The sequence below is a fragment of the Ensifer sp. Root142 genome, assembly GCF_001426785.1.
Classification (GTDB): domain Bacteria; phylum Pseudomonadota; class Alphaproteobacteria; order Rhizobiales; family Rhizobiaceae; genus Ensifer; species Ensifer canadensis.
The window spans coordinates 460,995-486,963 of sequence record NZ_LMFK01000034.1; the positions used below are offsets into that span (position 1 = coordinate 460,995).

The 25,969-nt window shown below is 60.2% G+C and carries 24 protein-coding genes and 1 pseudogene; 11 read left to right on the forward strand and 14 right to left on the reverse strand.

Annotation, left to right across the window (positions count from 1 at the left end; translation table 11 throughout):
* Window positions 1-46 precede the first annotated feature (46 nt).
* Window positions 47-949 carry a sugar phosphate isomerase/epimerase gene (locus ASD52_RS26950; protein ID WP_025430391.1) on the reverse strand — a complete coding sequence of 301 codons (903 nt, stop codon included), beginning with the start codon at window positions 947-949 and terminating at the stop codon, window positions 47-49.
* A gap of 9 nt (window positions 950-958) precedes the next feature.
* On the reverse strand, window positions 959-1,993 hold the full coding sequence (locus ASD52_RS26955; protein WP_128090347.1) for a Gfo/Idh/MocA family oxidoreductase: 1,035 nt from the start codon (window positions 1,991-1,993) through the stop codon (window positions 959-961).
* Between the two features lie 136 nt (window positions 1,994-2,129).
* Here ASD52_RS26955 and ASD52_RS26960 point away from each other — a divergent pair, with 136 nt between their 5' ends.
* Window positions 2,130-3,146: a LacI family DNA-binding transcriptional regulator gene (locus ASD52_RS26960; protein ID WP_025430393.1), complete on the forward strand. Its 1,017-nt coding sequence runs from the start codon at window positions 2,130-2,132 to the stop codon at window positions 3,144-3,146.
* A gap of 10 nt (window positions 3,147-3,156) precedes the next feature.
* Here ASD52_RS26960 and ASD52_RS26965 read toward each other — a convergent pair whose 3' ends face one another.
* The 6 genes from ASD52_RS26965 to ASD52_RS26990 all read right to left on the reverse strand — a co-directional run bounded on the left by ASD52_RS26965 (window position 3,157) and on the right by ASD52_RS26990 (window position 10,068).
* Window positions 3,157-4,257, reverse strand: coding sequence for a glycoside hydrolase family 88 protein (locus ASD52_RS26965; protein ID WP_025430394.1), 1,101 nt, complete (start codon window positions 4,255-4,257; stop codon window positions 3,157-3,159).
* Window positions 4,254-5,819 carry a glycoside hydrolase family 28 protein gene (locus ASD52_RS26970; RefSeq protein WP_057226017.1) on the reverse strand — a complete coding sequence of 522 codons (1,566 nt, stop codon included), beginning with the start codon at window positions 5,817-5,819 and terminating at the stop codon, window positions 4,254-4,256. The genes ASD52_RS26965 and ASD52_RS26970 overlap by 4 nt, the downstream gene beginning before the upstream one ends.
* 73 nt (window positions 5,820-5,892) lie before the next feature.
* On the reverse strand, window positions 5,893-7,158 hold the full coding sequence (locus tag ASD52_RS26975) for an ABC transporter substrate-binding protein (RefSeq protein ID WP_025430396.1): 1,266 nt from the start codon (window positions 7,156-7,158) through the stop codon (window positions 5,893-5,895).
* 40 nt (window positions 7,159-7,198) lie between these two features.
* On the reverse strand, window positions 7,199-8,293 hold the full coding sequence (ugpC, locus tag ASD52_RS26980; RefSeq protein WP_057226019.1) for a sn-glycerol-3-phosphate ABC transporter ATP-binding protein UgpC: 1,095 nt from the start codon (window positions 8,291-8,293) through the stop codon (window positions 7,199-7,201).
* A gap of 2 nt (window positions 8,294-8,295) precedes the next feature.
* The gene (locus ASD52_RS26985; protein WP_025430398.1) at window positions 8,296-9,180 is read right to left on the reverse strand and encodes a carbohydrate ABC transporter permease; all 885 of its coding nucleotides are present in this window, start codon (window positions 9,178-9,180) and stop codon (window positions 8,296-8,298) included.
* A 6-nt stretch (window positions 9,181-9,186) separates the two neighbouring features.
* Window positions 9,187-10,068 (reverse strand): sugar ABC transporter permease, encoded by an 882-nt coding sequence (locus tag ASD52_RS26990; protein WP_025430399.1) that lies wholly within the window; start codon window positions 10,066-10,068, stop codon window positions 9,187-9,189.
* 202 nt (window positions 10,069-10,270) lie between these two features.
* Here ASD52_RS26990 and ASD52_RS26995 point away from each other — a divergent pair, with 202 nt between their 5' ends.
* Window positions 10,271-11,197, forward strand: coding sequence for a helix-turn-helix domain-containing protein (locus ASD52_RS26995; protein ID WP_025430400.1), 927 nt, complete (start codon window positions 10,271-10,273; stop codon window positions 11,195-11,197).
* Window positions 11,198-11,335: 138 nt separating this feature from the next.
* Here ASD52_RS26995 and ASD52_RS27000 read toward each other — a convergent pair whose 3' ends face one another.
* The 4 genes from ASD52_RS27000 to kduI all read right to left on the reverse strand — a co-directional run bounded on the left by ASD52_RS27000 (window position 11,336) and on the right by kduI (window position 15,079).
* A complete protein-coding gene (locus ASD52_RS27000) occupies window positions 11,336-12,472 on the reverse strand; it encodes a mandelate racemase/muconate lactonizing enzyme family protein (RefSeq protein WP_057226021.1) in 1,137 nt (378 codons plus the stop codon).
* Between the two features lie 23 nt (window positions 12,473-12,495).
* Window positions 12,496-13,407, reverse strand: a complete 912-nt coding sequence (kdgD, locus tag ASD52_RS27005) for a 5-dehydro-4-deoxyglucarate dehydratase (RefSeq protein WP_025430402.1) — start codon at window positions 13,405-13,407, stop codon at window positions 12,496-12,498.
* A gap of 107 nt (window positions 13,408-13,514) precedes the next feature.
* Window positions 13,515-14,258: a 2-dehydro-3-deoxy-D-gluconate 5-dehydrogenase KduD gene (gene kduD / locus ASD52_RS27010; protein WP_025430403.1), complete on the reverse strand. Its 744-nt coding sequence runs from the start codon at window positions 14,256-14,258 to the stop codon at window positions 13,515-13,517.
* Complete coding sequence (kduI, locus tag ASD52_RS27015; protein ID WP_057226023.1) at window positions 14,255-15,079, reverse strand: 5-dehydro-4-deoxy-D-glucuronate isomerase; 825 nt, start codon at window positions 15,077-15,079, stop codon at window positions 14,255-14,257. Before kduI ends, kduD begins: the two co-directional genes overlap by 4 nt.
* 248 nt (window positions 15,080-15,327) lie before the next feature.
* Between kduI and ASD52_RS27020 the strand changes: the two genes are divergently transcribed.
* The 9 genes from ASD52_RS27020 (at window position 15,328) to ASD52_RS27060 (ending at window position 23,294) form a co-directional block, all read left to right on the forward strand.
* A complete protein-coding gene (locus ASD52_RS27020; protein WP_057207038.1) occupies window positions 15,328-16,122 on the forward strand; it encodes an NAD(P)-dependent oxidoreductase in 795 nt (264 codons plus the stop codon).
* Window positions 16,123-16,125: 3 nt separating this feature from the next.
* A complete protein-coding gene (locus ASD52_RS27025; protein WP_057226026.1) occupies window positions 16,126-17,643 on the forward strand; it encodes an aldehyde dehydrogenase (NADP(+)) in 1,518 nt (505 codons plus the stop codon).
* A gap of 82 nt (window positions 17,644-17,725) precedes the next feature.
* Window positions 17,726-18,463, forward strand: coding sequence for a FadR/GntR family transcriptional regulator (locus ASD52_RS27030; RefSeq protein WP_057207317.1), 738 nt, complete (start codon window positions 17,726-17,728; stop codon window positions 18,461-18,463).
* An 83-nt stretch (window positions 18,464-18,546) separates the two neighbouring features.
* Window positions 18,547-19,296, forward strand: a complete 750-nt coding sequence (locus tag ASD52_RS27035; RefSeq protein WP_057207033.1) for a FadR/GntR family transcriptional regulator — start codon at window positions 18,547-18,549, stop codon at window positions 19,294-19,296.
* A 62-nt stretch (window positions 19,297-19,358) separates the two neighbouring features.
* Window positions 19,359-19,673 carry a cupin domain-containing protein gene (locus ASD52_RS27040; RefSeq protein WP_057207316.1) on the forward strand — a complete coding sequence of 105 codons (315 nt, stop codon included), beginning with the start codon at window positions 19,359-19,361 and terminating at the stop codon, window positions 19,671-19,673.
* 109 nt (window positions 19,674-19,782) lie between these two features.
* Window positions 19,783-20,805 (forward strand): ABC transporter permease, encoded by a 1,023-nt coding sequence (locus ASD52_RS27045; protein WP_025430410.1) that lies wholly within the window; start codon window positions 19,783-19,785, stop codon window positions 20,803-20,805.
* Entirely contained in the window at window positions 20,805-21,692 is an 888-nt protein-coding gene (locus ASD52_RS27050) for an ABC transporter permease (protein ID WP_025430411.1), read from the forward strand. Before ASD52_RS27045 ends, ASD52_RS27050 begins: the two co-directional genes overlap by 1 nt.
* A 4-nt stretch (window positions 21,693-21,696) precedes the next feature.
* Window positions 21,697-22,533 carry an ABC transporter ATP-binding protein gene (locus tag ASD52_RS27055; protein WP_025430412.1) on the forward strand — a complete coding sequence of 279 codons (837 nt, stop codon included), beginning with the start codon at window positions 21,697-21,699 and terminating at the stop codon, window positions 22,531-22,533.
* Complete coding sequence (locus tag ASD52_RS27060; protein ID WP_025430413.1) at window positions 22,533-23,294, forward strand: ABC transporter ATP-binding protein; 762 nt, start codon at window positions 22,533-22,535, stop codon at window positions 23,292-23,294. Before ASD52_RS27055 ends, ASD52_RS27060 begins: the two co-directional genes overlap by 1 nt.
* A gap of 306 nt (window positions 23,295-23,600) precedes the next feature.
* On the opposite strand, the pseudogene ASD52_RS27065 reads toward ASD52_RS27060, so the two are convergent.
* Together ASD52_RS27065 and ASD52_RS27070 are read right to left on the reverse strand one after the other, a co-directional pair.
* A pseudogene (locus ASD52_RS27065) lies at window positions 23,601-23,949 on the reverse strand (VOC family protein).
* A gap of 382 nt (window positions 23,950-24,331) precedes the next feature.
* The gene (locus ASD52_RS27070) at window positions 24,332-25,930 is read right to left on the reverse strand and encodes an ABC transporter substrate-binding protein (RefSeq protein WP_057207030.1); all 1,599 of its coding nucleotides are present in this window, start codon (window positions 25,928-25,930) and stop codon (window positions 24,332-24,334) included.
* Between the last annotated feature and the right edge of the window lie 39 nt (window positions 25,931-25,969).

Genomic DNA, 25,969 nt, shown 5'->3' on the forward strand with positions numbered 1-25,969 from the left:
GGTTATCCCGCAGCCGGCATCCTCCATGCCGGCCGATATGCACACCTCAGACCGGATCGGCGACGAAGTCGCCGCCCCGGCAAGCCTTGAGATAGTTCAGGCCATGGACCTGGCCGGTCATCTCCAATGCGTCGCGGTAGACCGGATCGTGCCAGCCCTCGATGTCGATCGAGCCGGACCAGCCGGCCAGCCGAAGCTCGGAAATCACGTCGGTCCAATTGGTGTCGCCGAAGCCCGGCGTGCGCATGAAGACGAATTTCTCCTTGCCGAAGATGCCGTGTTCGCGGATGACGTCCCAGCGGATGGTCGCGTCCTTGCCGTGCACGTGGAAGATCTTTGTCGCCCATTTGCGGATCTGCGGCAGTGGATCGATCAGATAGACCATCTGATGGCAGGGCTCCCACTCGATCCCGATGTGGTCGTCCGGCGTCTCGTTGAAGATCAGTTCCCAGGCATCCGGATTATGGGCGATGTTCCAGTCACCGGTCTGCCAGTTGCCGTCCATGGCGCAATTCTCGAAGGCAATCTTCACACCCTTGTCGGCCGCGCGCTTTGACAGTTCGGACCAGATTTCCCTGTAGCGCGGCAGACTGTCGGTCAACGGCTTGCCGCGGATGCGGCCGGTGAAGCCGGCAACGCAAGTAGCGCCGAAATGATGGGCATTGTCGATGCAGTCTCGCCAACCCTGCAATGTCTGTTCGTCGATCGCGGTGGTCTCAAGCGGGTTTCCGAACATGCCGAGCGTCGAGATGGTGATGTCGCGGCCGCCGATCGCCTCCACGCAACGTTTGCCGAGCTCGGCAAGGTCCTGACCATTGGTCGTCTGCCAGAAGAAGGGTTCGAAGCTTTCGAAGCCCATTTCGGCGATCTGGTCGATGCGTTTGTCGGCGCCACCCTTGGTGGCCGAGATCATGGTGCCGATGCGGATGGATTTTGCAGGGTTCGTCAAGATAGGCTCCTAGGCTGCAATGGTGACGCGTTTGCCATCACGGGCGCTGTCGATCGCGCCGAAGACCATGGCAAGGCTCTTGATGTTGTCGCTACCGTCCGTTTCCGGCACGGTTCCCGTGTCGATCGCGCCGATGAAGCGCTCGATGACGCTTACATGGCCGTGCGTGTCGGCACCGTCTTCAGCCTCGGGAACCGTGATCGGCTCGACCGCCCGCAGGAAACCTTCGCGACCGCTGACGACATTGGCTTCGAAGCGTTCGCCGCCATCCCAGATGAGCGTTCCCTTGGAGCCGGTGATCCGCCACGCACTTTCCCAGCTGGTATTGGCGCCCTGCGCGCACCAGGATCCGCGATAGGTGAAGGCGACATTGTCGGAGAATTCAAAGATCGCATTGGCTGCAGCGCCGTGGCGGTACCAGGAGCCTTGCGGATTGTATTCGTGGCAATAGACGGCAAGAGGATCCTTGCCTGACATGAAGCGCGCCGCGTCGAAGGTGTGGATGGCCATGTCGAGCAGCAGGACGTTGTCCATCTGCTCGCGGAAGCCGCCGAAGTGTGGACCGAGGAAGAAATCGCAATGCAACGCCGTCAGTTCACCGAGGCTGCCGGATTGGATGAGGCGGCGGATCCGGCGGACGCCGTCGATGAAACGGCGGTTCTGGACGATCGCGTGAACACGTGAAGCGTCAGTTGCGAGCCGGCGCAGTTCGCGCGCCTCATCGAGCGTGGCGGCCATCGGTTTTTCGCTGAGCACGTGGCAACCATGGGCCAGACCGGCCGCCACGACCGCGCGCCGAGCGGCCGGAACGACGACGTCAAACAGCAGATCGGCCCTACTCTCGCGCAGGACTGCCGGCAGGTCTGTACCGATGATGATGTCGTGAAGCTTGAACTCGGCAGCGAGCGCTTGCGCGGTCGCCTGATCGAGATCGACGAGGCCCACAACCTCCACCTTCCCCCTCAGAAAGTCGCTCTCCGTCAGAGCCTTCAGCCAGCCTTTGGCCATAGCTCCGCACCCGCACAAAACGGCCTTGTGTCTCACGTGATTTCCTCCAGGAACGAAAGCCGAAACTCCTCAGTTGGCTTCCGTAAACGTTTACGATACTATGCGGCAAAGGGTTTTTGTGTCAAGAGGTGTGAAAATGGCCAGTCGCGGGTCTGGGGAGGAACGCGGAAAAATGAAGGGGATTCGCCAACTTGCCGAACATCTCGACATTTCGATCGGCACGGTCTCCCGCGCGCTGAATGGCAAGCCCGACGTCAACGAAGAGACGCGCAAGCGGGTTCTAGAAGCGGCGGAATCCCTTGGCTATGTCGCCAACCAATCGGGCCGTGCGCTGAGGAAGGGCACGACCGGCGTCATCGGCTTCATGATGCAGACGGGGTCCGAAATCACCGGCCAGGGCGACACCTTCTTCATGAGCGTCTTCGACGGTGTGCAGACGGTCTTTGCTCGTCACAAGCTCGATCTGGTCGCCTTGCTCTGCTCCTCGCAAGAGGACCCGAACGACTATCTGAAACGCGTCGTCGCCCGCGGCTTTGCCGACGGCATCATCCTGTCGGCCACCCGGCGCCACGATGCCCGCTTCGAACTGCTGGCAAAGCGCAAGATCCCCTTCATCACGCTCGGACGAAGTCTGACCGATGTCGGCCAGCCCTGGCTGGACCTCGATTTCGAAGGCATGGCCGAGGCATCCATCGACCGGCTGGTTGCCCGCGGGCACAAGCATATCGCCGTCACCCGTCCGCACGACGACATGAACCTTGGCTATGTGTTCGAAGAACAATGCCGCGCCACCCTCGCCCGGCACGGCCTCAACCTCGACGCACGTCACATCTTTCGCTCGACACCCAACGAGGCCGGGGGTTACCAGATCGCCCGGGAACTGAGTGCGCTTGAGACACGTCCGACGGCAATCGTCCTCATCAACGAGGCCATTACCGTCGGGCTTTATCGCGGACTGGTCGAAGCCGGAATAAAACCCGGGCGCGACCTGGCGATCATCGGGCGTCAAAGCCCGCATTCGCAGTTTCTGTCGCCACGACTGACATCGTTCAGCCTGTCGCTACGGGACCTTGGCATTGCACTTGCCGAATCCCTGCTTGCGACGATGCCGGCCTTCGCCGAGATATACCGCGAGAGATCCGCGCGATGCCTGTGGCCCATGGATCTCGTTCCTGGTGAAAGCGACTGATCAAGCGGCTTCACGAAGCGGCCATCAGGCTTTCCGCATATGCCATCATCAAGGGCCCCACACCTTTGGCGTCATCCGAAACGATGGGTTCGGTGAGATAGTAGCTCGGTGAACCATCGCGATAGTTGCCCTCGAAACCTCCAAGACCGGCGACATGGACAATGGTCGTGAAGCGGGTGATCCCTTCGGCATCGGCAACGAGCCGGGTATTCAACAGCGCGTCAAGGGCGCGCTGCCCGGCCGCAGCCGCCCCCGCAGCAGTGTCCGCCTCGACTAGACCAAGACGAGCGGCGCGCAAAAGCGAATAGGCAAACATGACCGAGGCAGAGCTTTCGAGGTAGTTGCCCTTCAGATCCGGCGCGTCGAGCACCTGATGCCAAAGGCCGGAGGAGGCTGCCTGACGGGCCATGATCTCCTTTAGCAGCAAGCGGGCGCGCTGGCGCAACGAGGCGGTCGCCTGGTCAACAGGAAGTGTCGCCAGAGCATCGACCACTGCCATTGCCAGCCAGCCCACGGCCCGTGCCCAGACAGCGGGAGACTTGCCTGTCACAGGGTCAGACCAGCGCTGCTGGCGGCTGTCGTCATAGCCATGAACATAGAGGCCGCGTGTAGTCGCCGTGAGTGCTAAAGCCGTTGAAAACTGCTGCAACGCATCGGCGATCAGGTCCTTGCGGCCGGTCATCGTCGCATATTCGATCTGAAAGGGCAGCCCCATATACAGCCCGTCCAACCAGACCTGGTGCGGATAGCGCTTCTTGTGCCAGTAGTTACCGGCGGAAATGCGTGGGTGCGTTTCCAACTGCCTAGCCAGTCGATCGGCGGCCAATCGGTAGCGCACTTCGTCGGCACCTTCAGCCAGCGGGAATAAGGCGCGCCCGGCCAGGATATTGTCGATGTTGTATTCCTGGGGGTGGTAGCCCGCAAGCGCGCCATCGGCCCCGATCTGCTGATCGGCGAGACGATGAAGATGCGCCTTCCAGCGCGTGTCGCCTGTTGCATCAAAAAGAAGACTGAGGCCGCGATAGACGCATCCATCCTCGTAGCACCAGCTACCGCCCTTGTAGTGGTTGTAGCGCTTGGCGAATTCGTCGAAATATTCTGTCGGGTTCACGAGAGCATCTCATCGAAAGGAAGGGACACGGGGGCGGCGCTCAACAAGGAGGGATCGTCGCAATCGACCTCTGCCCGCTCGCTGACAATCGTCTCATGGCGCATGGCTCGCACGCGGTCGGCCATGATGGGTGGCGTTGCGACGGCTGCGGGATTGCTCGAGGTGATTTTAAGGCGGCGGATACGGACGTTGCGGATCGGGGCTTCGGGCAGTCCGAGAAACGCGCCTGCCGCATGTGCGAGCCCGCGGATCTCGACGTCTTCTATGGTGACGCCGTCGATGAGCGGCGTTCCAGAATTGACGACCGCCGGCTCACGGGACTGCACCCAGTCATCGTGGCCATCCGCGTCGCAATGATAGTGAGCGTTGGCCGACAGCGCGGTTTCGACGCCATCGAGCAACACGCGGCGCATTGCGATATTGGTGATCGACCCGCCGCGACCGCGACGGGTCTTCAGCCGCAGGCCGCGATCGGTGCCGATCATCTCGCAATCCTCGACGGAGACGTCATCGACGCCGCCGGACATCTCCGAGCCAATTACCAAGCCGCCGTGGCCACGCTCCATCAGGCAGTGACTGACACGGACGCCGCGCGTTTCGGCAAGGTGATCAGCCTCGCCGTTCGGGCCGCGTTTTCCTGCCTTGACGGCAATGCAATCGTCGCCGACTGAAAAGCGCACGCCCGCAATCACGACCTCACGACAGCTCTCAGGGTTGAACCCATCGGTGTTCGGGCTGTCAGCTGGGGCAACGATGGTTAGTCCGGCAGCGGTCAGCCGAGCGCAGCCTTGCGGATGGATCGTCCAGGACGGTGCATTGCGGATCGTAAAACCGAGCAGTGTCACATCACGGCAGTTGATAAGATGCAGGCCACGCGGGCGACGCGCACCATCACGCGTCTCTTTCGGCCAACTCCACCAATCGCCCCTGTCGCCAGATCCGTCGAAGACGCCCCTGCCCTCGATCACCAGGTTATCCGCCTGCACCGCGTTTACCGGGGCATTAAAGCAGGCCGCCGGCAGACCTTCCCAACTTCCAAGCATGCTGCCGTTGTGATCGTGGGAAGGGAGAACAGGCCAGCCCGCGCGCACCGAAGGCGCTTGGAGGGTCGCCCCTTCGGCAAGGTGCAAAGTCATTTGACTTTTGAGCCTAAGTGGAAAGGACGTCCACAGGCCTGGACCGAGATGGAGCGTACCTCCGGTTGGAACGGCTGCGACCGCTTCACAAAGGGCCGCAGCATTGCTGCGCGCGCCTTCAATATCGTCAGGCGCAATATCGGCGACGAGTCCGAAATCGGTTGCTTCCACGACACCTGCGCAGGGCGCAGTCTGAAACGACAGCGGCTGAAATCCCTCCACCTCGAAAAGATAACGGGTAGCCGGACGAAGCTCGTGCAGAAGGGTGACGACCGTTTGGGCTTCTCCGTGTTGCAGAACGCCGGTCTCATCCGGGGATGAAAGCCGCCAGACCGTCCTCGATTTCAAACGGTAGAGGGCTCCGGGCTGCGGCAGGCATAGCGCCGCCGTTCGCGCCGAGCGCGCGATGATGGAAGGTCGGGTCATGTCGTGCCTCGTGTTGCGTGCCGCCAAGAGACGGAGGACCCGCCGCGGCATCCGCGGCGGGCAGTATCAATGGTCAGTCGAACTCGGCCAGAACGTCGTTCACCGTGTCGATGATCTGTTTGGCGCCATCTTCTGCGCTGATCTGGCCATAGGCGTACTCCTCAAGCGTATCGATGAAAGCGGCACGAATTTCTGGGTGTTCATTGAAGGGCGAAACCATCGGCCCCGTGGCGGCCATGACGATCGCATTGGCGGCGCGAACCTCGGGTTCGCCCTTGTCGCCCAACCTGGCGGCGGCCGCTTTCGACGCGGGAAGACCGCGCGAGGTGCCTAGAGCATCGATGCCTTCCGGCTCGTTCAGGAGGCAGTTGACGATCTGCGCCGCCGCATCCTGGTTCTTCGAGTTCTTGGAGATCGAAAACACCATGGAAGGCTTGCGATAGACGCCTTCGGTAACCGCATCCGAAAGCTTCAGCATTGGTACAGGCTTGAGAACCTGACCATCCTTCAACGGGTCGGCATACTTGGAGTAAGTTGAATCCCATTCGTAGGAGCCGGCGACCTTGCCTTCGGCCCAGGAGGGCTTTTCAAACAGATTGACGTTGCCGTCGGCGGCCTCCTCCTTCTGCGAGCGGATCGCGCCGGTTTCCACCAGCTTGCCGAGGAAGGAGATGCCTTCGGCGAGTTCCTCTGGCGTCCATGCTACGCGGTTGCTCGTCTGATCGACGAGATCCTTGCCAGTCTTCTGCACGACGGCAAGGGTCACCAGCAATTGGGCAGTCTCCTTCACCGCGTTGAAGGTGTAGTGGTCCTTGCCGAGCTTGTCCTTGATGGTCGCGGTTGCGGCGAAGAACTCGTCCCAGGTCTTCGGAATTTCGACGCCTGCCTTTTCGAAGGTCGTCGCGTTAAAGAAGAAGACACGACCCGTCGTCGAGACGGATAGCCCCTGCAGGACCCCATTCATCGAACCGGCCGCGAGATCGCCTTCCGTCCAGTTGGACAGGTCGATTGCCTTCAGCGTGCGAAGGTCGGCGAACCCCTCGCCATTCTTGGAAAACAGCGGCAGCCACGGCCAGTTGACCTGAACGATATCAGCTTCGGTCCTGCCGGCCATTTGCGTCGTCAGTTTTTCGAGGTAGCCGTCGAAGCCGGTGAACTCGCCCTTGACCGTGTGGCCGTATTTCTGGCCGCAGGCAGCTGTCGCCTTTTGAGTGGCTACGTGACGACTATCACCGCCCCACCACGCCATGCGCAGTTCGGCGGCGCCAGCGGTGGCACCGAACGTGAGCGCGCCATAGGCGACGCCGGTCAATGCAAGCAAGGTTTTCGCAGTCTTCATGGTTCTCCTCCTTCTTGGTGTATGGCCCAACGCCGCCTCCTCAAAGCGACACGTTGCGACCGTCAGTCTTGTCGAAAATGTGCAATCGTTCCGGATCGGGACGAAGGCGGATGATCTCCGACCCTCCCAGTGCTTCGAACTCGGCTGCGCCGACGACGCTCACCACCTTGCGACCCTCGAGATCAGCGTGGAGATAGACCTCGTGCCCCATGAACTCAGCATTAGTGAGCTTCGCGGTGAGCGCCGGCCCGTCCGCCGCCAGCGATAGATGCTGTGGTCGGGTGCCGATCACGGCTTCTGTCGGGCGGGCCGAAAGCCGGCCTTCAAGGTGTGGTCCGAGCGGCAAGGTCTGGCTGCCGATCGAAAAGGACGATCCGTCGAGCCGGGCGTCGACAAGGTTCATTTCCGGACTGCCAATGAAGCCGGCAACGAACAGGTTCGCCGGGCGATCGTAGAGTTCCTTGGGCGTGGCCACCTGCATGATGTGACCCGCCTGCATAACGCATATGCGATCCCCCATCGTCATGGCCTCGGTCTGATCATGCGTCACGTAGATGACCGTCGACGACAAGCCCTCCGCTTTGAGCTGGCGATGCAGGTCGGTTATGCGGACGCGCATCGAGGCTCGCAACTTGGCGTCGAGATTGGATAGTGGCTCATCGAACAGGAAGACGCCCGGCTTCTTGATGAGCGCGCGACCGAGAGCCACGCGCTGGGCCTGACCGCCTGAAAGCTGCTTGGGAAGGCGGTCGAGAAGCGGCTCGATCTCAAGAATCTCGGCCACTTGCTTGATCGCGGCGTCGATCTCCGCCTTCGGCTTGCCGGCGATCTTGAGCCCGAAGGCCAGGTTGCCGCGAACCTTCATATGAGGGTAGAGGGCGTAGTTCTGGAAGACCATGGCAATTGAGCGCTTGCCCGGCGGCAGATCGTTGACGCGCCGATCCCCAATGAGGACTTCCCCGCCGGAAATCTCCTCAAGTCCAGCCACCATGCGCAGCGTCGTCGATTTGGCGCAGCCCGACGGACCGACGAAAACCATGAACTCGCCGTCGTTGATGTCGAGATTGATGCCATGGACCGCCTTGAAGGCGTTGCCATAGACCTTTTCGAGATTTTTCAGTTGAACCTTAGCCATGTTCAGCCCTTGATCCCCCCGGAGGAGATCCCTTCAATGAAGTAACGTTGCGCAGCAAAGAACACGATCAGAGCAGGGGCGATCGTGAGCACCGACATCGCGAGGATGCGGTTCCATTCGAAAGCTTCGGTCGTGTCGATCGAAAGCTTGAGGGCGAGGCTGACCGGATACTTGTCCACCGAGGACAGATAGATCAGCGGCCCGAGGAAATCGTTCATGGTCCACATGAACTGGAACAGGCACACCGAAATCAGTGCCGGGGCGAGCATCGGGACCACGATATAGATCAGCGTCTGGATGCTATTGGCACCATCCACCCGTGCCGCCTCCTCCATGTCTGTTGGCAATGAGCGCAGGAATTGCACCAACATGAAAACGAAGAAGGCGTCGCCAGCGAGCGCTGACGGCACCCAGAGCGGCAGAAAGCTGTCGAGCCAGCCAAGATCACGGAACAGGATATATTGAGGAATGCGGGTGACGACATTGGGCAACAGCAGGATTGCAATGACCGAGCCGAAAAGGATCTTCTTGAATGGGAAATCGAACCGGGCGAACGCATAGGCCGCCAGCGTGCAGGAGATGGCCGTCCCGATCACCTTTGGCAGGATGATCAGGAAGGAATTCCAGAAGAACCGGCCGAACGTATAGGGTGTCGATGTCTGCCAGCCCTTGATGTAACCTTCGGCAGTCGGGTTCTCCGGCAGGAAGCCTGCACCTGCGAAGATTTCGGAATTTGTCTTTAAGCTCGCTCCAACCAGCCAGATGAGCGGATAGAGCATGACGAAGCCGACTGCGAAGAGCAGAACATAGCGGACCGCCGTCGAGACGAGACGGAGCCTTGCCCTGCGAGCGGCCTGGAGATCGTTGAAGGTTGCGAGATCGGTCATTTGCGGTCAGCTCCTCTTGTCGCCTGCGTAAAAGACCCATTTCTTCGATGACCAGAAGGCAACGAGGGTCAGGGCGGTGACGATGGTGAAGAGCACCCATGCTATGGCCGAGGCATAGCCCATGTTGAACTTCTTGAAGGCCTCGTCGTAGATGTAGAGCGGCAGCAGATACGTCGCCTTCAGCGGACCACCCTGTGTGATGATGTAAGGTCCGTTGAACTCCTGGAATGCTTGAACCATCTGCATGATGAGGTTGAAGAAAATGACCGGGGTCAGCAGTGGCAACGTGATGAAGAAGAAGGTGCGCACCTTGCCCGCGCCGTCGATGGCTGCCGCCTCGTAAAGCGACTTGTCTATCGACTGCAGAGCGGCGAGGAAAATCACCATGGCTGATCCGAACTGCCAGCATCGCAATAGCGTAATCGTGAACAGCGCGTTCGTCGGATCACCAAACCAGTCAACCGGAGAAAAACCGACCGTCGTCAGCGCCATGTTGGCAAGTCCCTCCGTGGCGAAGATGTAGCGCCACAAAACGGCAATGGCGATCGAGCCGCCGAGGATGGAGGGAACGTAGAAGGCGGTTCGGAAGAGACCGATGAACATCAGCTTGTAGTTTAGGATCGCGGCGATGAAGAGCGCGAAGGCAAGCTTCAACGGTACCGTCAGGAACACATAGAGCAGTGTGACGTTCAGCGACTTCGTGAAGGTGCGATCGCGTGTGAAGAGCCGTTCGTAATTGGCAATCCCTGTCCACCGAGGTTCGCTCATAAGGTCATAGCTGGTAAAGCTCAGGTACAGCGACCCGATGAAAGGGATCGCCGTGAAGACCAGAAGGCCGATGATATACGGGGCGAGATAGCCCAGCCCCATAAGGCGCTGCATCTTCATGACATCCCTCCCGGGCAGCCCTTGAGCGCAGCCTGCATAGATGCAATTTTGTACAAATCTGGCTCCCAATTCGGTGCAGGAAGAATGGGCGGAATGCCACGTTTCTATACCACGAACCGATCTCCTCCCCAGAAGACACGGTTTATTCGGTGACATTGGGCTATTTTCAGATCAGAATGAATTCACAAAGGGAAGGAAAAAGATGGACGAAATCGAAGGTGGTATTCTATCGGCGATTCCCGCCGCGGCGTTGACGCTCAACCTGACGCGCGCGGCGATCCGCATGGAGCATTCGCAAACCTGGCGGATCGACAAATCCAATCCGGTCGACGATCTCGTCATCTGCCTTGAGGGCCGCGGTCATTATCTGATCGACGGCGAACCACGCGTGATGGAGCGGGGCGACGCCATGCTGATCAGCGGCGGCCAACACTTCATCGGCTGGAATGAAGGGCGCGAAACCTATATAGGCGTGGCGCAGCACTTTACGCTCGACATCTATGGTCGTCACAATCTCATCGAGCAGATGCAACTCAGGCCCAAACTGCAACTGAGCCGCTGGCCGTTTCTGGAACCGATTGCCCGTCACTACCGTCAGAGCGCGCCCCCTTCCTCGGTATCGCTCGGCCAGCACCATCTTTTCATGGTCCTTCTCATCGCCTTCATCGAGGATGCGTTTCTCGGGTGGCGCGACCACGCGACCTACCAGCCGGAGGGCGCGGATGCGATTGACCTTGCGGTGATGAAGGCAGCAACGATGATCTCGGCCAATCCGCTTGAAACCGACATCGCCATGAGGGCGGTCGATGCCGCACCCTACAACTACGATTATTTTCTGCGCGAATTCCAGAAGCGCGTCGGCCGCACGCCACGCAAATACCAGGAGCTCAAGCGAATGGAGCGCGCGATGCATTTTCTGGAAGGAGGGCTTTCGGTTGCGGCAGCGGCTGCGGAAGTCGGCTATGCAGACCCCTATTACTTCTCGCGCATGTTCAAGCGCACACTTGGGCTCAGCCCCCGCGACCACCTGAACAAGGTTCATCAGAGCCGGCATGGCGACTTGATGCAACTCGACGAACCGGAGCAGGAAATACGCCTTGCAACCGCCCGCACGATCGAGAAGCGATAAACGGACGATCGAAATTATGAAGCTAGCGGGCCAGGACCCCTTAGATCCATCGGAGTCAGCCTAGTTCACGGCCACGCTGCGTCTAAAGCGCCGCTTTGCAAACGCGGTACGCGTGCTGGAAGACTGCGCTCGTTCGTTTCACGATTGGAGCATCTTGAATTCGACGAGGGCATCACGATTGATCTCGATCCCGAGACCTGGACCATCTGGAATAGTGACGACGCCATTGACCGCCTCCAGTGGTGTCTTAAGCACCGCCTGCCGGAATGGATTCTCCGTTCGGTCGAATTCCAGGATGGGCTCGATCGGATTGGCGCGGACCGGATCGGGCACCATCGCTGCCATGAATTGCAGTGCCGCGGCGATCTGCACGCCTGTCCCCCAGACATGTGGCACGACGCGGATACCATGAAGTGTCGCCAGGCTTGCGATCTTCTGCGCTTCGGAAAAGCCGCCGCAGCCGCAGAGATCGGGCTGGAGAATGTCGACCGCACGGGCCTCCAGCGCCTGCCACATGCCGAACCTTGTATGCCAGGTCTCGCCACCCGCAACGGGGATCGGCTGACATGTGCGAACCTCCAGGTAGGCCGACAGCTGTTCGGGCACCACCGGCTCCTCGAACCAGTCGATATCATACTCCGCTGCTGCTTTGCCGAGCCGGATCGCTTCGGTGACGGTGTAACCGTGATTGGCGTCGATCATCAGGCGCATTTCGGAGCCTATCGCCTCGCGAACAGCGCGGATGACGCGCAGATCCTCGTCGACGCCGAAACCAATTTTAATCTTGCAGGCGTGGAACCCCTGTGTGCGGCGCTCCGCCATTTCGTTGGCGTTGTCGGCAACCCGATCGACGCCGTCACGCTTGAAGCTACCCGTGGCATAGGCGCGCACGCTTTGCCGCCAGCGTCCACCAAGCAGCATGGAGATCGAGGCGCCGTAGTGCTTGCCTTTGATGTCCCACAACGCGATGTCGATGCCCGACAGTGCGGTGACGGTGAGACCACGCTGTCCCTGATCGCGCAGTGCATTGTAGAGCACGGCCCAGATTTTCTCGGTTGAGCGCGGGTCCTGACCGATAAGCCAGCGCGAAAAGGCTGCGACCACCGCCGCGTTGGGTTTTGCCGGACCGAGACATTCGCCCCAGCCGATCGTTCCATCATCGCATTCTATCTCCACCAGGACATGAGCACGGCGGTCAAAGCGCATCGAGGCGCTTTCGAACGGCGTGTCGAGCCGGTGTTCCAAGAGATGCGTGCGAACGGCGGTGATCTTCATGCATTCCTCCGGAAGTCGCGGTATCAGACCTTGCGTTTCTGCCCGCCGATGAGCTTGTCGAGCATGCCCAGTTCCTCATCCGTCAGGTCCACCAGCGGCGCGCGCACCGGTCCCGCGTCGAAGCCCTGTAGCCGCACGCCGGCCTTGATCGCCGAGACGGCGTAGCCCTTCACCCGGTTGCGGATCGCCATGAACGGATAGAAGAAATCCACCAGGATGCGCTCGCAAGTAGAGCGGTCGCCGGCGCGCAGTGCCACGTAGAACTCGTTGGCAAGGCCCGGTACGAAGTTGAACACGGCGGATGAATAGGTCGTGACGCCGGCGCCGAGATAGGCTTCGGCAAAAAGCTCGGCCGTCGGCATGCCACCGAGATACATCAGGCGATCGCCCATCTTTGCGGTAACCTGGCGCAGAAGCCCGATGTCACCCGTGCCGTCCTTGAAGCCGATCAGGTTCGGGCATTCGTCGCACAGCCGGGCAAGCGTATCGGCCTGCAGCACCGAATTGTCACGGTTATAGACCATGACGCCGATACCGACCGACTGGCAGACTTTCTTAATGTGGGCATAGAGCCCTTCCTGAGGCGCATCGATAAGATAGTGCGGCAGTAGCAGGATGCCGTCGGCCCCAGCCTTCTCGACCGATCGGGCGATATCGACAGCGATTTCGGTGCCGTAGCCACAACCCGACACGATGGCGGTTTCGCCTGCAGCCTCCTTGGCGGATGCGACGATGCCTGGGATTTCATCTGGCCGCAACGAGAAGAACTCCCCCGTGCCACCGGCTGCGAAAAGCACCGGGGCCTTGTAACCCGCGAGCCACTCGACATGCGCCTTGTAGCTTTCTGGCGCAAAGCGGCCTTGCGCATCGAAATGCGTGACCGGGAAGGAAAGAAGGCCGGAGCCAAGAGCAACCTTGATTTGTTCGGGGGTCATTTCAGTATTCCTCTGTGCATTCAACTGACCGTAGCCATAGCTAGACATCATACATATGTCAATCAGTCATCATACAAGTTAAATGACAAATTGCCACGAGCCGACGATTAACGCGCCAACCAGCCACCGTCGACATTGAGGACCGCACCGTGGACGTAATTCGCCGCTGGCGAGGAGAGGAAGACCACCGCCCCTGCGATGTCCTCGGGGCGACCCCAACGATTGGCAGGGATGCGATCGAGGATTGCCTTGTTGCGGGCGGCATCAGCGCGTAGCGCCTCGGTATTGTTGGTCTCGATGTAGCCGGGGGCAACTGCGTTTACATTGATGCCCTTCGCCGCCCATTCGTTGGCAAGCAATTTGGTGAGACCGGCGACGCCGTGTTTTGCGGCCGTGTAGGAGGGAACGCGGATACCGCCCTGGAAGGAAAGAAGCGAAGCGATATTGACCACGTTTCCAGACCGCTCCTTGGCCAACAACTCCTTTGCGAACGCCTGGGTCGTGAAAAACAATGCCTTCAGGTTCACGTCGACGACCGCGTCCCAGTCCTCCTCGGTGAAATCCACCGCATCCGCCCGTCGGATGATGCCGGCGTTGTTGACGAGGATATCGATGTCCCGGTCGACAAATATGTCTCGTGCCGCCATGGGATCCTTGAAGTCGAGCTGCATGCCACTCGCCTTGCCGCCGGCCCTGCCGATTAAATCCAGAGTTTCGTCGGGCGAGCGGCGGGCCGCGCAGATAACCTCGGCGCCTGCGGCAGCAAGTCCTGCCGCAATCGCTTGACCAAGTCCGGTATTCGATCCCGTGACAAGAGCTTTACGCCCTTGAAGCGAAAAGGAATTTATCATTTCAGATCCTCCGGTTGGATGAAGTCCATGTCGGTATAGTCGACGTTGTCGCCAGCCATGGCCCAGATGAATGTGTAGGAGCCGATGCCCGCGCCGGAGTGGATGGACCAGGGTGGGGAAAGCGCGCCTTGCTCATTCGAAATGAACAGGTGGCGGGTCTCCTGGGGCTCGCCCATCAGATGAAGCACCCGGGATTTTTCATCCATACCAAAATAGAGATAGGCCTCCATGCGACGGTCATGGATATGCGAAGGGATGGTGTTCCAGACGGAACCGTCCTCCAACGTGGTATAGCCGAGCACCAGTTGGCAGCTTTCCATCACGAGCGGATGGATGAACTGATTGATGGTGCGCTTGTTGGAGGTTTCCGATGCGCCCATCTTCACTTCCTTGCTTTCGGCGGCCGTGATGAGGCGCGCCGGCAGGCTGCGATGGGCCGGGCAGGACGTGATATAGAACCGGCCCTTGCCAGCAAAGGTGACCGCCCCCGATCCGGCACCGAGATAAAGCACATCGCCCCGGTTCAAGGTATAGGTCTGCCCGCCGGCGGCAACAGTACCGGTCTCGCCAATGTTGACGATGCCCATTTCACGGCGATCGAGAAACAGCGGGGTCTTCGTTTCCTCCACCTTGTCAAGCGTCAGGGGCGCATCACCCGGCACCGCTCCACCCATCACGAAACGATCGTAGTGGGTGTAGACCAGTCGGATCTCTCCGGCCCTGAACATATCCTGGGCCAAGAAATGCTTTCGAAGTCCGGATGTATCGAGTGTTTTGGCGTATTCCGGGTTGACCGCCTGCCTTGTTTCAACAGTCAGCATAAATTCCTCCTTCAAGTTGTCGACAACATATAATATGTGTTACCGTTATTGTATGATATGTCATCGGAGGTCAAGGTGCCCGCAGGAATGACGCGAGACCGAATGTGGTTTCGAGTGAAACGATGGCAGCTTTTTCGGGCACGAAGACCGCTAGAAGGTTGAGGCTCTGCCGGTTCACGCCATTGGCAGGTCGAAATGGCTGCGGTGCCGTGCCTGGCAATGCGGCAATGCGCAAAGGAATACCCCAAATGAGACGCCTTTTGATCACCGGCGCGGCGGGCCAGCTGGGCCGGGTCATGCGCAAACGGCTTGCGCCTCTCGCCGATACAATTCGCCTTGCGGATCTTGCTCGGCTTGACCCGCCCGAGCGCGATGAGGAGTGCATGTCCTGCGATCTTTCTGACGCAGCAGCAGTCCATGAGATGGTCGCCGGCTGCGACGGCATCGTCCACCTTGGCGGCGTTTCCGTCGAACGGCCCTTCGACCAGATCCTTGCCGGCAATATTGTCGGCCTTTACAATCTTTATGAAGCTGCACGCTCTCACGGTCAGCCCCGCATCGTCTTTGCGAGTTCCAACCACACGATCGGCTACTATCCGCAGACCGAGCGGCTCGGGCCAGACGCCCCATACCGCCCGGACGGACTCTATGGGGTCTCCAAATGCTTCGGCGAGGCCCTCGCTCGCCTGTACTTCGACAAATTTGGCCAAGAAACCGCCCTGGTACGCATCGGCTCCTGTACGCTCGAGCCAACGAACTATCGAATGCTGTCGACCTTTCTCTCTCACGACGATTTCGCTTCGATGATCGAGGCAATTTTCCGCGTGTCGACCCTTGGCTGCCCGGTCATCTGGGGCAGCTCGGCCAACGACGCCGGCTGGTGGGACAACTCGCATCTTGGCTGGCTGGGCTGGAAGCCCAAAGACAATGCCGAGGCCCATCGCACCCACATTGAGGCCCTCACCCCGAGGCCCGACCCGAGCGACCCGACGACACGTTTCCAGGGCGGCGACTTCGTAAACAATCCGATATTCAAGGAGTAAGAAATGACCTATGAGCCACATGGCAAACACCTGATCGCCGGCGAATGGCGCGCAGCGCAGATCAAATTCCGCAGCGAGCCCGCCCACGGCGATGCCTTTGACTTTTCCGTCGGCACCGTCGAACTGGTCAACACGGCGGCCGAATCCGCCGAGGAAGCCTTCTGGTCCTACGGTTATTCGTCCCGCGAGACGCGCGCTGCCCTCCTCGACACCATTGCCGACGAAATCGAGGTCCGTGGGACCAAGATCACTGAGATCGGCGCCTCGGAAACCGGCTTGCCCGCCGCCCGCCTCGAAGGCGAGCGCGGCCGCACCACGGGTCAGCTGCGCCTCTTCGCTTCCCACATCCGCAAGGGCGAACATCTGGACAGGCGCCATGACGAGGCGCTGCCGAACCGCACCCCCCTGCCCCGACCGGATATTCGTTTGATGCAGCGCCCAATCGGCCCGGTCGCCGTGTTCGGCGCTTCCAACTTCCCGCTTGCCTTCTCGACGATGGGCGGCGACACCGCCTCTGCGCTTGCCGCCGGGTGTCCGGTCATCGTCAAGGGTCACTCCGCCCATCCCGGCACAAGTGAGATCGTGGCGGAAGCCGCCGATGCCGCCATCAGGAGACTTGGCCTCCACCCGGGCGTCTTCTCTTTGATCCAAGGCGGTCGTCGCGATGTCGGCACCGCACTCGTCACGCATCCGCTCGTCAAAGCGGTCGGCTTTACCGGTTCGCTTGCCGGCGGTCGCGCGCTCTTCGATCTCTGCGTCTCACGTCCCGAACCCATTCCCTTCTTCGGCGAACTGGGCTCGGTGAACCCGATGTTCATCCTGCCGGAAGCGCTGAAAGCCCGCGGCGCGGAAATCGCAAAAGGGTGGGCGAGTTCGCTGACGATCGGCGCCGGGCAATTCTGCACCAATCCGGGCATCGCCATTATCCTTTCCGATCAGGCCGACGCGTTCGCCGAAGCGACCCGTTCCGCGCTCTCAGGGGTCGGTCCGCAGGCGATGCTGACTGACGGCATGGCCAAAGCCTATCGCGAGGGAAGCATGCGCATCGCTGCCGGCGCCGGTGTGCGCGAGGTCTTGACCACCACCTGCGACCAGCGCGACGCCACACCCTTCCTCTTCCGCGTTTCCGCCGAGGACTGGCTCTCCAACCATCTACTTTCCGAAGAAGTGTTCGGTCCGCTCGGCCTTATTGTGACGGTCGAGACTATCGAGGAGATGATTGCCGTAGCAAAGAGCTTCAATGGCCAGCTTACCGCCACGTTGCATCTTGATGCGGGCGACACTCAAGTTGCACGCAGCCTGTTGGCGATCCTGGAGCGCAAGGCGGGTCGTGTTCTGGCAAATGGTTACCCGACCGGGGTCGAAGTCTGCGATGCCATGGTCCACGGCGGCCCCTATCCGGCATCCACAAACTTCGGCGCAACGTCCGTTGGAACCCTTTCCATCCGAAGGTTCCTCAGGCCCGTCTGCTACCAGAACCTGCCTGAGGAGCTGCAGCCGGACGACCTCAAATCGATCTAGGCACGGATTGCGCCGTTGTGGGGCAATGGCGTATCCACAATCAACGGCGGATTCCCGCCTTATTCACCGAATGGCGGCACGCATGACGAAAGTGACCACCCACGAACCGGCTCCGCTGCCAACCACGACGCTGGTGGTCAAGGTTGCAGACGCGCTTCGCGCACGCATGTCCAAGGGTCATCACAAGCCGGGTGATCGGCTGCCCTCCGAGGCCCAACTGACGCAGGAATTCGGTGTGAGCCGCACGGTCGTGCGCGAGGCAATTGCAGCACTACGTTCTGACGGACTGGTGGAGCCACGCCAAGGAGCGGGCGTCTTTGTTCTCGCTCCAACGCTTGCCACCCGCCGTCCGTTTCAAAATGTCGATCTGGCGCGCGTATCTTCGCTGATCGAGATGCTCGAACTTCGCACCGCCGTAGAAGGAGATGCTGCAGCCCTTGCGGCGCTTCGCCGCTCGCCCGGGCAGGAGGAAAAGATCATCGAGGCCTTCGATGCTTTCCGCACGAGTTCCGCGGAAGGCCGACCGAGCGCAGAGGCCGATTTTGCCTTCCACCTCGCGATTGCTCAGGCCACCAACAACCCGCGCTTCGCAGAATTCCTGCAGATGCTCGGTCCGACGCTTATTCCGCGCCGGGCGGTGACCGAGAACGGTGAGGAGACGACGCTGCCCTTGGTCGATATCGAGCGGCTCGTGGACGAACATGAAGCGATCCTCGTCGCCATTCAAAATGGCGACGAGACACAGGCCCGCTCAGCCATGCGCGCTCACCTGAAGAACAGTCAGGCGCGGTACCGCGCCATGCTACGAGTGCTTCGCTGAGGTACAGGTTTAGACAGCCTGCCCTTGCATTCGGACAGATAACCGATAACATGCCAGACAGGTTCAATGCAGGTGAAGCAGCAATGGAAGCCCAAAACAATCACGCGAGAGGCACGTCGCTGGCGGCAAAGATCAGCGCCGATCTGCGTCGCGACCTGACCGAAGGCGTCTTCCAGCCCGGCGACCGGCTTCCGAGCGAAAGTGCGCTCACACGCGAATATTCCGTGAGCCGCACCGTAGTGCGCGAAGCAATTGCAATCCTTCGCGCCGACGGCCTGGTGGAAGCGCGCAAGGGCGCCGGCATCTTCGCGCTGCAGACGCTCGAAGACAAGAAACAACCATTCAAGGACCTGACCACCGAGCGCATTTCCTCGGTCATAGAGCTTTTGGAGCTTAGGACAGTCTTTGAGGTGGAGTCCGCCGGGCTTGCGGCCTCGCGCCGTTCTGCTGCACAGATCGAGGCGATCCTCGAGGCCCATCACCACGTTGGCGAATGCCTCGCCACCGGGAGCCCCACCCGTGACGCCGATTTCGAACTGCATCTCGCCATCGCGGAGGCTACGCAGAACCGTCGCTTTCCCGAATTCCTGCAGCTCATCCGGTCCGGCATCATTCCTCGAGGCGAACTGCAAGGCTCCGCTCCCGGCTCGCGCCCGAAGGACTATAACCTTCACCTTCAGGAAGAGCACGGCCTGATCGTGGATGCCATTATCGAAGGCAATAGCGACACTGCGCGCGAGCGCATGCGCGCCCATCTTCGCGGCAGCCTGGATCGCTACAAGGTATTGCTGCGCTCGCGCACACTGGCCCCCGAAGAGGTCAACCTGTCTTAGCTTGTCATACAGCCTGCAATGCATGTATGTTGGAGATGTCGTACATCATCAACGAGGCATCCATGACCCTTCCCACCTATCCCGCGATCTCGACCGATACTGGCGTTACCCGGCAAGTTCTTTCGCACTCACCGGAGATCATGGTCGTATCTTTCCGCTTCGAAAGCGGCGCTAGCGGCCGACTACATAGCCATCCGCACGTTCAATCCACCTACGTCTCGCGTGGCCGTTTCCGCTTTTTCCGTGACGGCGAAGCCCATGAATTGAAGGCCGGCGATAGTCTCGTCATCCCCTCAAACACTGAGCATGGGTGCCAATGCCTGGAGACCGGCGAACTTATTGACTGCTTCACACCCCGCCGAGACGACTTCCTGTGAGCAGATTAGCTTGACAGTACCCATAACCTGTGACAGATTTCCTTAAGTTGTCATACAGGACGGGAGCCTGTACCGCCTCACCTTCCGGCGGATGACAAACGGAGGATTCATGTCTTTACGTCGCATACGCTTCTACGGAGCGGCCGGGCAGATCGGGACCATTGCGGTCACGCTTCTCGGCCTGCTTCTCCTGACTTTTTTCATTGGCCGGCTCATGCCCGCTGATCCGGTGCGGGCCATAGTCGGAGAAGATGCGACCCGCGAGACCTATGAACAGGTCTACAACGCGCTCGGCCTGGACCGTCCTCTTTGGGAACAGTTCATATATTACCTAGGCGATGTCTTCACCGGCAATTTCGGTACCTCTATTCGCACCGGTCAGCCGGTCATACAGGACATCCTTCATGTCATGCCGGCGACGATCGAACTGGCCACTTTCGCAATCCTTATTGGAGCAGGCCTGGGTGTGCCGCTTGGCGTCTTTGCCGCCGTCAACAAGGATCGTTGGCCGGATCATGTGGTGCGTGTCTTCAGCCTTTTCGGCCATTCGATGCCGATCTTCTGGACAGGTATGATTGCGCTCATCGTCTTTTACGCCCATCTCGGGCTGGTCGGCGGCAGCGGGCGGATGGACCAGTTCTACATCGGTCTCGTCGAAGAGCGTACCGGCTTTCTCTTGATCGACAGCCTGATCGCCGGCGAGATGGACGTCTTCTGGTCCGCGGTGAACCACATCATCCTGCCAGCGGCGCTACTTGGCTATTCCTCCTCCGCCTACATCACCCGCATGACCCGCAGTTTCATGCTCGATCAACTCGGGCAGGAATATGTGACGACCGCGAGAGTGAAGGGGCTTTCGCGCAATCAGACGATCTGGCAGCACGCCTTCGTCAATATCCGGGTGCAGCTCGTCACCATCATCGCGCTCGCCTACGGTTCACTGCTCGAAGGAGCGGTCCTTATCGAGACCGTCTTTGCCTGGCCGGGCTTTGGTCAGTATCTCACCAACAATCTCATCACCGGCGACATGAATGCCGTCATGACCTGCGTATTGATCGTCGGCGTCATCTTCATCGGGCTCAATCTACTGTCCGACGTTCTCTACCGCATCTTCGATCCAAGGACACGCTGATGTCTACCCGCACCGAACCTACGTTCCGCCTGCCGGCTCCGTTGCACGCATTGAAGAACATCGTGCTGTTCCTTTTGAAAAGCCCGACCTCGACATTCGGCCTCGCCGTCCTGGTGCTGCTCATTCTGGTAGCTGCCTTTGCACCTTTGATCGCCACCCACGACCCTTATGTGCAGGATCTTGCCAAAACGCTGCAGCCGCCGGGCAACGGGCATGTCTTCGGTACCGACGAGCTTGGCCGCGACATTTTCAGCCGCCTTGTCTGGGGTGCCCGCATCACGCTGACAATCATCTTCCTCGTGTCGATCGTCGTCGGCCCCATCGGCCTCATCATCGGTACGACCGCCGGCTATCTCGGTGGCAAGATCGATACGGTGATGATGCGCATCACCGACATTTTCCTGTCGTTTCCGAGCCTCATTCTCTCGCTCGCCTTCGTCGCGGCGCTAGGCCCAAGCCTCAACAACGCAATTGTCGCCATCGCGCTGACCTCCTGGCCACCGATCGCTCGGCTTGCCCGCGCCGAGGCAATGACGTTCCGCAAGGCAGATTACATTTCTGCCGCAAGACTTCAGGGGGCATCGCCGGCGCGCATCATCTTCAAGTCGATCATGCCCATGTGCTTGCCTTCGGTCCTCATCCGTCTGACCCTCAACATGGCGACCGTCATCCTCACGGCTGCCGGCCTCGGTTTCCTCGGCCTCGGCGCCCAGCCGCCGCTGCCCGAATGGGGCGCGATGATCGCAACCGGCCGCCGGTACATGCTGGACAGTTGGTGGCTCGTCACCTTCCCGGGCATCTCGATCCTGTCTGTCAGCCTCGCATTCAACCTGCTCGGCGATGGATTGCGCGATGCGCTCGATCCCAAGCAGATAAATCGGAGGTAGCCCCGTGGAAAAATCCATACTCGAGGTCGAAAATCTCCGCATTCGCTATGGCGGCGCGCCGGCAGAGGCCGTGCGTGGGGTTTCCTTCACGCTTGGCCGGGAACGGTTGGGGATCGTCGGAGAATCCGGTTCAGGCAAGTCCACGGTTGGACGCGCTCTTTTGCGTCTTCTGCCCGGCGCGACAATCACGGCCGACACGTTGCGCTTTGGGAACCTCGACCTCCTGACGCTCTCCGAAAAAGAGATGCTGAAGGTTCGTGGCCGGCGGATGTCAATGATCCTCCAGGATCCCAAATTCTCGCTCAACCCGATCCGGCGTGTTGGCGACCAGGTGGCAGAGACCTATCTGCGCCACTTCAGATGCTCGAAGGCAGAGGCCCGTGACAAGGCGCTCACCATGCTGGAAGCCGTCAAGATTCGTGACCCGAAGCGGGTCTATGATCAATACCCGCATGAAATATCCGGCGGCATGGGTCAGCGTGTGATGATCGCGATGATGCTTTTGGCAGACCCAGATCTTGTCATCGCCGACGAACCCACCTCCGCGCTCGACGTTACCGTCCGGCTTCAAGTGTTGAATATCCTCGACGGCCTCGTGCGCGACCGCGGCATTGGCCTCATCATGATCAGTCACGACCTGAACCTTGTGCGCAATTTCTGCGACCGCGTTCTCATCATGTATGCCGGTCGCGTGGTTGAAACACTCGCCGCCCGCGACCTCGACAGGGCCGAACACCCCTATACCCGCGGCCTGTTGGCAGCCCAACCAAGGATCGGTGGCGGGCGTGCACCTCTCGCCGTGCTCGACCGCCAACCCGAATGGCTGGAGGAGAAAGCCTGATGTCCGTTTCCGTCGAAACCCGCGATGTGTCCATCACCTTCGGCGCTGGACCAACCGCCACCAAAGTCTTGCCGAGTGTCAGTTTCTCGGTAAGCCCGGGCGAGTGCTTCGGCCTCGTCGGAGAAAGCGGCTCGGGCAAATCCACCGTGTTGCGCTGCGTCTCCATGCTGACCGATATCTGGACGGGCGACATCCTCATCGGCGGCAAGCCTGTGCGCGAGATGCCGCTTATCGAGCGCTGCCGCACGCTGCAGATGGTGTTTCAGGATCCGTACGGCTCGCTGCATCCGCGCCAGTCGGTACGCACCGTGCTCAGCGAGCCACTCGTCATTCACAAGCTCGGCGATCGCGAGGATCGCATGCGCAAGGCCATTGCCGATGTCGGCCTGCCCGTTTCCTTCCTCGACCGCTTTCCACACCAGCTCTCCGGTGGCCAGCGGCAGCGGGTGGCGATTGCCCGCGCGCTCATCCTGGAGCCCTCTTTGTTGCTACTGGACGAACCCACGTCGGCGCTCGATGTCTCCGTCCAGGCGGAAATCCTGAACCTGCTGCAGCGCCTGCGCGAGGAACGCGGTTTCACCTACATCATGGTCACGCACGATCTCGCGGTGGTCGACCACATGTGCGATCGTTTTGCTGTCATGCTCCACGGAGAGATCACCGAGGTGCTTCCACGCGATGCGATCCCCGGAAACGGAGCGACCCACCCCTATGCCCGAGAACTCATCGGCGCCTCACTCGAATACGAAAGCGCGCACTGAGCTCGACTAATTGAAGCTCGGGCACTCCGTCTGAAATTGCCCTCGACGTGCCAGCTCCCCGGTCACGCGAAAGCGGCATAAGCAAGCCCAGAGCGCTGCCGATCGGCAGCAGCCCAATTCTTCACATGACAACCCACAACGGCCCGTGGCTTAGCGCAAGCCGTGGGCAATACAGGCCGACGGGATGAGATGCCAGCGCGTGAAGCTCCGTGGCATCCACGCGCCACAAGCAGTCACGGCAGCAGGCCCTGGTCAAAATCAAACGTCAGGACACTCACCGAGCATGGAATGGCGGGTTGTTCGCCATCACTCCTTCGTTGGTTCCCAGAGCTCGATCGGATTGCCCTCGGGATCGTGGATCCGGGCAAAGCGACCGACTTCCGAGTTCCACTCGGCTCGCGTTTCCACCGCGATCCCGCTCGCCGTGAGGTTTGAAATGAGCCCTTCCAGATCATCTACCCTGAAATTGATCATCCATTGTTGTTCTCTTCGTCCCAAATAGTCGGTGTTCTCAGAGAAGGGCCCAAAAATTGTCATTCCTGCCTCTTGCTGCCACACGGACTTGTGCAGGTCATCAACACCAATACCATTCGGCCAGCCCAGCCGGGTCCGCTGCCCTGAAGAACACACCGCCTATTCCAACGACCTTTGGCATGAGCCCCCCTTGGCTTGAGACAGGACAATGCCGGCGAAGGGGCTCACCTGCAACCTAAAGGTCAAGCTCGACGTGACGTCCGCAAGGTTGCAGAACATCGGTTACCTTTTAGTACTGCTGAGTCTGGAACATCGCCTCGGATGGAAAAGCGTGTCCTGGCGTCATTGCTTGCCGATGGATGTCGGGCGGCTCCCGACAGGTAAAAAGGCGCCCCATCGGGCCACTCCGGCCCGTGGGAAAACCACTTGCATGGGGGAGATGCTTGTCCGTCGAGCAACGCCACACCTCTGGAGCCATTATGGGGCCAAACCTCATTGAAACGCGAGAAAGGCGCGTGCCAGCACGCGCCTTTTCGTTTTGGAGAATGAGACGGGTGGTGGTATCAGCGCTCCTTGGTCACGCCCTCGAAACGTGAAAGCCACGGACTGACGATCATACCCTTGACGTCGCTGCGATAGGCCGCAGTGTCGACAACTTCGGAGAAGGGCTGGATCGACATCACCGCCTCATCCATGTAGGCCTGCACGCCTTCATAGAGCTTGGCCTGCTTGGCGGGATCGCGCTCGACCAGTGCTTCCTCGATCAGCTTGTTCAGCTTCTCGTCGTAGAAGCTGGTGCGCCAGCTCTGGTAGTTGGTCAACTTCGCCTCGTCGGAATTGTCAGGATTGTAGGCGATGGAGCGCAGGTTGTTGTCCGGATGCGGCTGCTGACCGCCGCCGCCGCGGCCGACCAGCAATTCGAAGTTTCTCTCCCGCATTGCGCCGTAAATCTGGTCACCCGAACCGCTGATGAGCTCCGCCTGGATGCCGGCCTGGCCGAGCGTGTTCTGGATCGCCGTCGCCGCCTTCATGAACGGATCTTCGGACAGGACCCGCAGCGTGGTGCTGAAACCGTTCGGATAGCCGGCTTCGGCGAGCAACGCCTTTGCCTTTTCCACGTCCAACTTGTAGCCCTCGTCCGGAAGGGCGCCGAGCACGCCGGACGACAACGGACGCTGATGCAGCTTGCCGTAATAGGGCATGACCGCCTTGTCGAGGCCTTCATAGTCGATGAGGTAGCGCAGCGCCTCGCGGACCTTCTTGTTGGCAAAACGCTCATCCTTCATCGAAACGCTGAGGTAGTAGAAACCTGAACCCGGCGTCGATTCGATGACAATCGCCTTGTCGGCCTCCAGCGATTTGAGGTCCGGTGCCTGCAGAGAATAGGCGACGTCTATGTCGCCTTTTTCCAACAGCAGCCGCTGCGACTGGGATTCCGGCAAGTGGCGCATCAACACGCGCTTCATCGCGGCCTTTTCACCCCAATAGTCATCGTTGCGTGTGAGGATGATGTATTCGTTCGACTTCCACTGCGTCAGTGTAAAGGGACCTGAACCAGCGGAATTCAGCGTCAGCCAACCAGCACCGAGGTCGCCGTCCTTCTCGTTCTCGAGCGCGACCTTGCTGTCCAGAATGGAGCCAGGGCCATTCTGCGCAAGGATCATCAGCAACAGGTTCGGGTCGTCGGGCTTCTGCAGATGAATCACGAAGGTGTGGTCGTCTTCAGCGACCAACGCCTTGTCGGCATTCTCAAGCGTGAAGCCACGCGACTTGAGGAAAGATGACTGCGCCAGGTTGCGGGCAAGCAGCCGCTTCAGGCTCCAGGCGACGTCGCCGGCCGTGACAGGATTGCCCGAAGCAAATTTTGCATCGCCGCGCAGGTGGAAGCGGATCGACTTGCGATCCTCGGCGATCTCCCAGCGTTCGGCGAGGCGAGGCTGAACGCTACGGTCTTGCGGCGAAAGGACGACCAAAGTGTCATAGATGTTGTTGAGCACCTGTACGGTCTCGCGGCCGGTAATGGCAGCGGGATCCAGCGTCAGGATGTTGCTCATGGTCGTGGCGACGACCAATTGGTCGGCCGGTGTCTCGGCGAACACGCCAATCGGCGAGGCTGTGGTGAGCAGCACGCCGAGGGCGGCCGTTGCAAAAAAGTGTCTCATGCTTCCTCCTTTTGCGGCCGTCCATGCGGATTTCGGCCT

Excerpts from the sequence above, each read along its gene's own strand:
- ASD52_RS26960 (WP_025430393.1), top strand. The coding sequence starts at position 2,130 with ATGAAGGGGATTCGCCAACTTGCCGAACATCTCGACATTTCGATCGGC.
- ASD52_RS26970 (WP_057226017.1), bottom strand. The coding sequence starts at position 5,819 with ATGACCCGACCTTCCATCATCGCGCGCTCGGCGCGAACGGCGGCGCTA.
- ASD52_RS26975 (WP_025430396.1), bottom strand. The coding sequence starts at position 7,158 with ATGAAGACTGCGAAAACCTTGCTTGCATTGACCGGCGTCGCCTATGGC.
- ugpC (WP_057226019.1), bottom strand. The coding sequence starts at position 8,293 with ATGGCTAAGGTTCAACTGAAAAATCTCGAAAAGGTCTATGGCAACGCC.
- ASD52_RS26985 (WP_025430398.1), bottom strand. The coding sequence starts at position 9,180 with ATGACCGATCTCGCAACCTTCAACGATCTCCAGGCCGCTCGCAGGGCA.
- ASD52_RS26990 (WP_025430399.1), bottom strand. The coding sequence starts at position 10,068 with ATGAAGATGCAGCGCCTTATGGGGCTGGGCTATCTCGCCCCGTATATC.
- ASD52_RS26995 (WP_025430400.1), top strand. The coding sequence starts at position 10,271 with ATGGACGAAATCGAAGGTGGTATTCTATCGGCGATTCCCGCCGCGGCG.
- ASD52_RS27000 (WP_057226021.1), bottom strand. The coding sequence starts at position 12,472 with ATGAAGATCACCGCCGTTCGCACGCATCTCTTGGAACACCGGCTCGAC.
- kdgD (WP_025430402.1), bottom strand. The coding sequence starts at position 13,407 with ATGACCCCCGAACAAATCAAGGTTGCTCTTGGCTCCGGCCTTCTTTCC.
- kduD (WP_025430403.1), bottom strand. The coding sequence starts at position 14,258 with ATGATAAATTCCTTTTCGCTTCAAGGGCGTAAAGCTCTTGTCACGGGA.
- kduI (WP_057226023.1), bottom strand. The coding sequence starts at position 15,079 with ATGCTGACTGTTGAAACAAGGCAGGCGGTCAACCCGGAATACGCCAAA.
- ASD52_RS27020 (WP_057207038.1), top strand. The coding sequence starts at position 15,328 with ATGAGACGCCTTTTGATCACCGGCGCGGCGGGCCAGCTGGGCCGGGTC.
- ASD52_RS27025 (WP_057226026.1), top strand. The coding sequence starts at position 16,126 with ATGACCTATGAGCCACATGGCAAACACCTGATCGCCGGCGAATGGCGC.
- ASD52_RS27030 (WP_057207317.1), top strand. The coding sequence starts at position 17,726 with ATGACGAAAGTGACCACCCACGAACCGGCTCCGCTGCCAACCACGACG.
- ASD52_RS27035 (WP_057207033.1), top strand. The coding sequence starts at position 18,547 with ATGGAAGCCCAAAACAATCACGCGAGAGGCACGTCGCTGGCGGCAAAG.
- ASD52_RS27040 (WP_057207316.1), top strand. The coding sequence starts at position 19,359 with ATGACCCTTCCCACCTATCCCGCGATCTCGACCGATACTGGCGTTACC.
- ASD52_RS27045 (WP_025430410.1), top strand. The coding sequence starts at position 19,783 with ATGTCTTTACGTCGCATACGCTTCTACGGAGCGGCCGGGCAGATCGGG.
- ASD52_RS27050 (WP_025430411.1), top strand. The coding sequence starts at position 20,805 with ATGTCTACCCGCACCGAACCTACGTTCCGCCTGCCGGCTCCGTTGCAC.
- ASD52_RS27060 (WP_025430413.1), top strand. The coding sequence starts at position 22,533 with ATGTCCGTTTCCGTCGAAACCCGCGATGTGTCCATCACCTTCGGCGCT.
- ASD52_RS27070 (WP_057207030.1), bottom strand. The coding sequence starts at position 25,930 with ATGAGACACTTTTTTGCAACGGCCGCCCTCGGCGTGCTGCTCACCACA.